Here is a 6201-nt window from a genome sequence, read left to right on the forward strand (position 1 = left end):
GTCACTGAGTAATTTTGGTCTAAGACTAGCTGCGCTGCTTCTAACTTAAATTCTGCGCTAAATAGTCGTCTTGTACGTTTTGTCATAATGTCACCTGTTAACTTATGAGGTGATGATATCACCTCTAACTAAGTGACCAAATTCACTATGCCACTACAAACTTCAGGTCGTGGTGCTTACGGTATCGATCTGGACTCAATCGGTCGCAGTAAGTACAAAATAGAAAACACCAAGTTCTACTCTTCATCAAATAACGCTTTCGAAACCAAAGTTCGCTTCGTAGATACCATGTTGCTGAGTAGCAAGGCGTCGCTTGATGAGATCGGTGAGTTGGTTGGTTTTCCTAAGATGACGCTACCGGGCAACATGATAGAGCGAATGGATGACCTGTATTGTAAGGATACTAGTCTGTTTAATCGGTACGCTATTCGCGATTCTTGTCTTGCTTTGGAATATGGTTTACGGATGCAGAAATTCGCGTTGGTTGATCTTCGTGAAGATATTGGTCTGGAGCTGAATAGCCTGCCTTCGACGTTAGGTAACTTGGGGGTGTCGTTGTTCCGAGATTCATGTGGTGGTGCTGCTGAGATGCATCAGTTCTTAGGATATGAGAAGCGCAAGAATCAGTACTACCATGCTAAAAGTAATTCTATCCGCAATTCCGTAGAACTGACAAAGACTGTGAGCCGTGAATATACCGATGCACTAGCTGTGTCCGCATTTTATGGTGGCGCTAATTTTGGCGCGTACTTTGGTCCCACGGAGGTCGGTGATTACAACGATTTCGACCTTTCCGGAGCTTACACCACGGCTCTCGTCGATATTCTCGAAGCAGACTATTTGAATTCGTTTGAGTCTAAGAATATCGAAGATTATCTCGGTCATAAGATGGGCTTTGCTTATGTTCGCTTCAAGCATGATGACAAGGAAAATTTTGGACTTTTGCCTTGCCGCACTTCACTTCGAGGGATTTACTATCCACTTGAAGGTGAAACGTACGTAACAGCGCCGGAACTACAATTAGCTCATGATGCTGGCGTAGAGATCGAGATACTCCATGGTCAGGTGATTCCGTGGAAAAAAGGCTCTACATCTAAGTTTAAAGAATTCACCAAGACCATACGCAAGCAACGAACCAAGTATAAAGAAGAGGGTAATGAGCTGTACGAGAAGCTTTGGAAACTCATTGGTAACACTCTTTACGGTAAGGTTGGACAAGGCTTGCGTGATAAATCGGGTTTCGATTTAGCCTCAGGTTTAAGTAGTAAAATTCCGTATTCACCAGTGACTAATGCACACGCAGCTTCTCATGCCACGGGTTTTGTTCGCGCAACCATGTTAGAAGTTATACGTAAGCTCAATGAGCGTTACGGCGATGACATCAAGATAATTTCAGCGACTACCGACGGCTGGCTTTGCAATGCTACAGAAGAGCAATTAGAGCAATGCTTAGACGGTCCATTAGCACAACGCTTCCAACAAATCTGTACTGAAGTTAGTGGCGAAGACATGATGCAACTAAAGCACCATGCTAAACAGATTATCTCTATGAGGACTCGTGGACAATTGACTGCTGAACTGGGTGATACAAAACCAATATGTGCTAAAGCAGGGACAAAAGCACCGAAAGGCGTTGATGAAAATGAGTGGATGGTCGAGTTGTTCTTAGAGCGTTATCCTGGTCAGAAGGTTGCACGTAAACACTTAGCATCAGCGCGTGACCAATGGTTAAAAGAGATGGATCTTGTCTCCATCCATACCGAACAGACACTTAACCTCGAATATGACTTTAAACGTCGTCCTGTAAACCCTCGTATGGTGGAAGTTCGTCATCCTGCTAGCGGTGAAATGGTAGAGCATTTATCGTTCGATACGGTTCCATGGAATACCGTTGATGAGGGTTTAGATGCTCGTACTTACTTCGACGAGTGGCGTGTAAACAACTGCCTTAAGACAATGGAAGATTGGGACAATTGGATGGACTTCTACAAGGTTCGCCGTTACCTCAAGGGTGCTGGCGTTAAGTATCTTGAGGATGGCTCAGAGGGTATTTTCAAAGTGCAGATGTTACGTGCTATCACCCAGGGAAAATGGGGGCTGCCAGAAGCGCCACAACGCGCTCCCCGTGGTCACTATGACAAGTTGGTGGCGATGTTTGATACTGATGGTATCGAGGGTATCACCAAGCAAGACTTAGCGAACAGCAAGGGACGTAAGTTGCTTGAATCAGCGTTACCCATTACGACTCGTATGCTGCCATTATTGTCTTGGTTTGTTCGTAAGTATCCGATGGTGGATTTGACCTTGGCGTTCCACCCTGACGAGGTTGATGAAGCGGTATTGATGCTAGAAGAGTACAACCTGAAATGTACTGAAAAACTTGTTGCTTAGTATGCGGTATCTTCCAGTTTTTTATTAATTATGAGTATTATACTTGCCGTTAACATTAAGGTTACTTAAGTAAATAACAAAAACAAGACCGCCTGTCGCTCAAAAAAGTGACAGGCGGTCTTGTTTTGTTTTCGCCAGAGTGGTATTGTCTATCTATCTTTTTAAAAAAAGGCGTTATCATGGATGCATTGAATAAAATTGCCCTAGGAACTCATACCAAAGTATTTGAGAATAATAGTGTAGTTGGAGTGAAAACAAAGTATGACGTAGTATTTGCTATCATTTTAAGCGATACTCCAAATTTAGGTGAAGTTAGGGAAATAAAAACACAGTATCCATCAGTATCAATTGTATCAATCAAAGATGAAGAAAATAGTATTTATTTTGTTGGTGATAATAAAATAAGTCCAATATATGATGATCTTCAAGTATATAAGTCACGGAAAAATAAAGATGTAAATAGTGATAATTTTGAAGCTTTTCTTTTTGAACTTCATAGTGTTATTAGAGATTTGGATGGTGCTCACTCTGATGTGGTTTTAGATGAATTATGTAAATTGATTTTCACTAAAATTTATTTCGAGAAAAATAATAAATGTTTTTCAATAGAGGGTGTAAATAAATTTGAGTGGTACTCTATAATCACAGATGCTTACATTAAAGCCTGTGATGGGTTTGCTTTAGATTCAACTGAAGGAATTTCACTTTCACCATCTTGTGTTTTTGAGTTAAGTTCAAGATTAGAAAGTGTCAATTTTTCATCTCTTCCATTTGATCTAAAAGGAAGAATGTTTCAAAAGCTAATATCTTCATCATTGCGAGCTGGCATGGGGCAGTACTTTACCCCACAAGAAATAATTGAACTTGTTGTTGGTTGTATAGATCCTAAAGAAAATGAGTTAATTATTGATCCTTTTTGTGGTTCTGGACACTTCTTATTAGAGAGCGCCAAGTATCTAAATATGATATTCAATACTTCATATATTGAAAATAATATTTATGGAATAGAAAAAAACTCTAGAATATTTAGGGTTGCTATGACTGATTTTATGTTTAGTACAGGTTCTAGTGGTGTCATTCTTCACGCAGACTCTTTACTAGATTTTGATAATTATAAGGATAATCTAGAAGGATGCTTTGATATTGTAATGACAAACCCTCCTTTTGGTTCTTTACTATCTTCAGAATCATTGTTAAATCTTTCAAAATTTGACTTGTTAGATGGGAAGAAAAATGTACCACTTGAAATTATAGGAATGGAAAGATCAGTTGAGCTTTTAAAGATAGGTGGTAGATTGGGAATAGTAATCCCAGATAGTATTTTAACGAACAAGTCAAACCATTACGTTAGAGAGTGGATTAAAGTTAACCTTAGCGTTGATGCTGTTATTAGTTTGCCTATTGAAACGTTTTCCCCCTTTGGTGCTAGCGTAAAAACATCTGTTCTAATCGCAACAAAGACCGAACCGAATAGTAAATCTCATAATGAAAAAGTATTTATGGCTGTATCTGAAAATATAGGTTATGACGCGTCAGGGAGAGAGAGAAAGGGTAGTGATATTCAGGCTATAATTCATGAGTTCAAGAAGTTTAAACTTAATCAAGGGCTTAATTTATGATTTTCAGAGAGTTGGATTATTCTTGCTTCTTAGATTCAAACCGATGGGACGCAATATATTTTAATATGGACTCTAGTGAATTTAATTCTGAGTTCAATTTAATCAAGTTGAAAAATTTGGTTAAGGAGAGGAAGTTAGGTATTGAAAGTAAAAGGTACCCTTCTCATAAGTTTAATTATGTTGGTCTGGAAAATATTGAACCAAACAAAGGTTGTTTGGTTGATTTCGAACCGAGACTAGGCAGTGAAATTAAGTCTAGGAGTAAGGTTTTTAGATGCGGAGATGTTCTTTTTGGTCGTCTAAGACCGAACTTGAATAAAGTCTATTGCATAGATGATACTTTAGTAGAAGGTGTGTGTTCTACAGAGTTTTTCGTTTTAGTATCGAGCGATAAAATATTGCCAAAATATTTAGAGGCAATTTTGTCTTCTGACTATATAAAGAATAAAGTTGTGAGCTTAGTCAGTGGGGCTACTCTTCCTAGAGTATCCATTAATGAGTTCTTAGATCTAGATATTCCTGTTCCTCCTTTAGAAACTCAAAGTGCTATTGCTAAATTTTATATGGAGTCAAAATTTGAAAGAGAGGTCTACAAGAATAAAGCTTCTAGATTGGTTGAAGAATGTAGGAGTGAAATAATGAACTTTTTATCTGGAAATGGCGAACTAAAAATTGATATGATCAATTTTAATGAAAATATATGGAATAATCCATTACCTGATTTAGAGGTTTAAATCATGAACACCCGCAAAAACATGTTAATGATTTGCGGGTGCATCTTAATTAATAAGCTTGTTAAGTTATAGCAGTAAATGTTTATAACATTCTCTTCTGACATGTGAACGAAGGAATGAATGTATATCGTTTACGTTATTGAGGTTGTTCTGTGAAGCATCTATGCCAAGATTTATTAATACTTGACGCCACTCGTTTATGCTATAAAAATTTTTCTCTTCATTCGGGAAATGTGTATGAATAAAGTCTAGGTAATCTATGAATTCCTGGTCTTGTCTAATTATTTCTCTAGTTGCAATTTTTTGAGGCATAGAGGATGCTTTTAACATACGTAACATTCCTCCGAAGTTTGCAGCATGTGACGTGCTAAGAGAAACTCTGAGGCTTGGAGGTCCACTGATACGTTCTCTTCTACCAGCTGCATTTAATGGCTCTCCCACATGTTGGCAGTTTTCATACCCACAATCTGGACACTCACCTGAGTTGATAAAACGCCCCCCTCGTAGCTTATGTAATTCATCTCTGAGGTAAGCTAGAGACTGGGCTCGATTCAAATAGGTCCCTACTATTTCTGGATATACTCTATATTGATCCAGACGAGTCCACTTCCAAACTAGTAGCAAAATGGCATCATGTTGACCAATTTCATGACGGAGTACATTGAAGTGAGCTTTTGGTTCATCAACATTCTCACCCACTTGCATTGATTTGGCTTCTAACCGAAAGTATTCACCTTCAAGGGTCGTCGGATTCCAATGGTTATTTTTTCCAACTACGGCGAAGTCGTTATATTGATGGTCAGGGAACCATGCAACTTCAATATCGGTATTCCCTCTTTCTCTGAGAGTGGCATTCATGTTGTAGCCCCAGAGTGTCTCTAAGACACTACCCATACCACTACCTATCCTACCGCCTCTGGTTTGCATTACATTTTGCAAATACTGATTACATTTAATTACAGCATTCTCGTTACACTCTAAAAGAATTTGATAGACTTGATTTTCGATCATAATGAGTTCCATATCGATAACGTTCTTACCTCTAAATCTACCGATATTTGAATTAAAAATCATTAGCTTATTTATTTTGTTGGGGACGGTGCTGTAAAATTTCAAACCTCGATAATGATAGGAGTGTAGTGCGACGACTATGATCCGCCCCAGCAGTTTTGGACACTGAGTTAAGTGAGTACAATCACTAACGAGGTGAACAATGACAACTAAGAAAACTAGAATTAAACATTCCCCTGAATTTAAAGCAGAAGCCCTGAAGTTAGCAGATAAAGTGGGAGTAGCTGCGACAGCAAGACAGCTTTCTTTACACGAATCTCAAATCTACGGGTGGCGGAAGAACTCGAAGAAAGACACCAGTACTAGTCAGCGAGAGCAAGAGCTAACCGCAGAGGTTGCCAAGCTCAAAAGGCAGTTGGCTGAGCAAGCTGAAGAGCTAGAAATTG

5 protein-coding genes are annotated in these 6201 nt (G+C 38.8%); 4 read left to right on the forward strand and 1 reads right to left on the reverse strand.

Annotated features, from left to right (window positions below):
• Nucleotides 1–147 precede the first annotated feature (147 nt).
• From AACU59_RS02555 to AACU59_RS02565, 3 genes are all read left to right on the forward strand, one after another.
• Complete coding sequence (locus AACU59_RS02555) at nucleotides 148–2391, forward strand: DNA polymerase (protein ID WP_237666644.1); 2244 nt, start codon at nucleotides 148–150, stop codon at nucleotides 2389–2391.
• Nucleotides 2392–2570: 179 nt separating this feature from the next.
• Nucleotides 2571–4010, forward strand: a complete 1440-nt coding sequence (locus tag AACU59_RS02560; RefSeq protein WP_161437797.1) for an HsdM family class I SAM-dependent methyltransferase — start codon at nucleotides 2571–2573, stop codon at nucleotides 4008–4010.
• A gap of 65 nt (nucleotides 4011–4075) precedes the next feature.
• Nucleotides 4076–4744: a restriction endonuclease subunit S gene (locus AACU59_RS02565; RefSeq protein WP_161437798.1), complete on the forward strand. Its 669-nt coding sequence runs from the start codon at nucleotides 4076–4078 to the stop codon at nucleotides 4742–4744.
• 66 nt (nucleotides 4745–4810) lie between these two features.
• Here the strand turns inward: AACU59_RS02565 and AACU59_RS02570 are convergent, their stop codons facing one another.
• Nucleotides 4811–5755 (reverse strand): hypothetical protein, encoded by a 945-nt coding sequence (locus AACU59_RS02570; RefSeq protein ID WP_161437799.1) that lies wholly within the window; start codon nucleotides 5753–5755, stop codon nucleotides 4811–4813.
• 202 nt (nucleotides 5756–5957) lie between these two features.
• On the opposite strand from AACU59_RS02570, the gene AACU59_RS02575 reads away from it, so the two are divergent.
• The coding region (locus AACU59_RS02575; protein WP_141195588.1) for a transposase at nucleotides 5958–6201 on the forward strand (244 nt) is incomplete at its 3' end.

The sequence above is a fragment of the Vibrio sp. V23_P3S9T160 genome (genome assembly GCF_963886625.1).
Classification (GTDB): domain Bacteria; phylum Pseudomonadota; class Gammaproteobacteria; order Enterobacterales; family Vibrionaceae; genus Vibrio; species Vibrio anguillarum.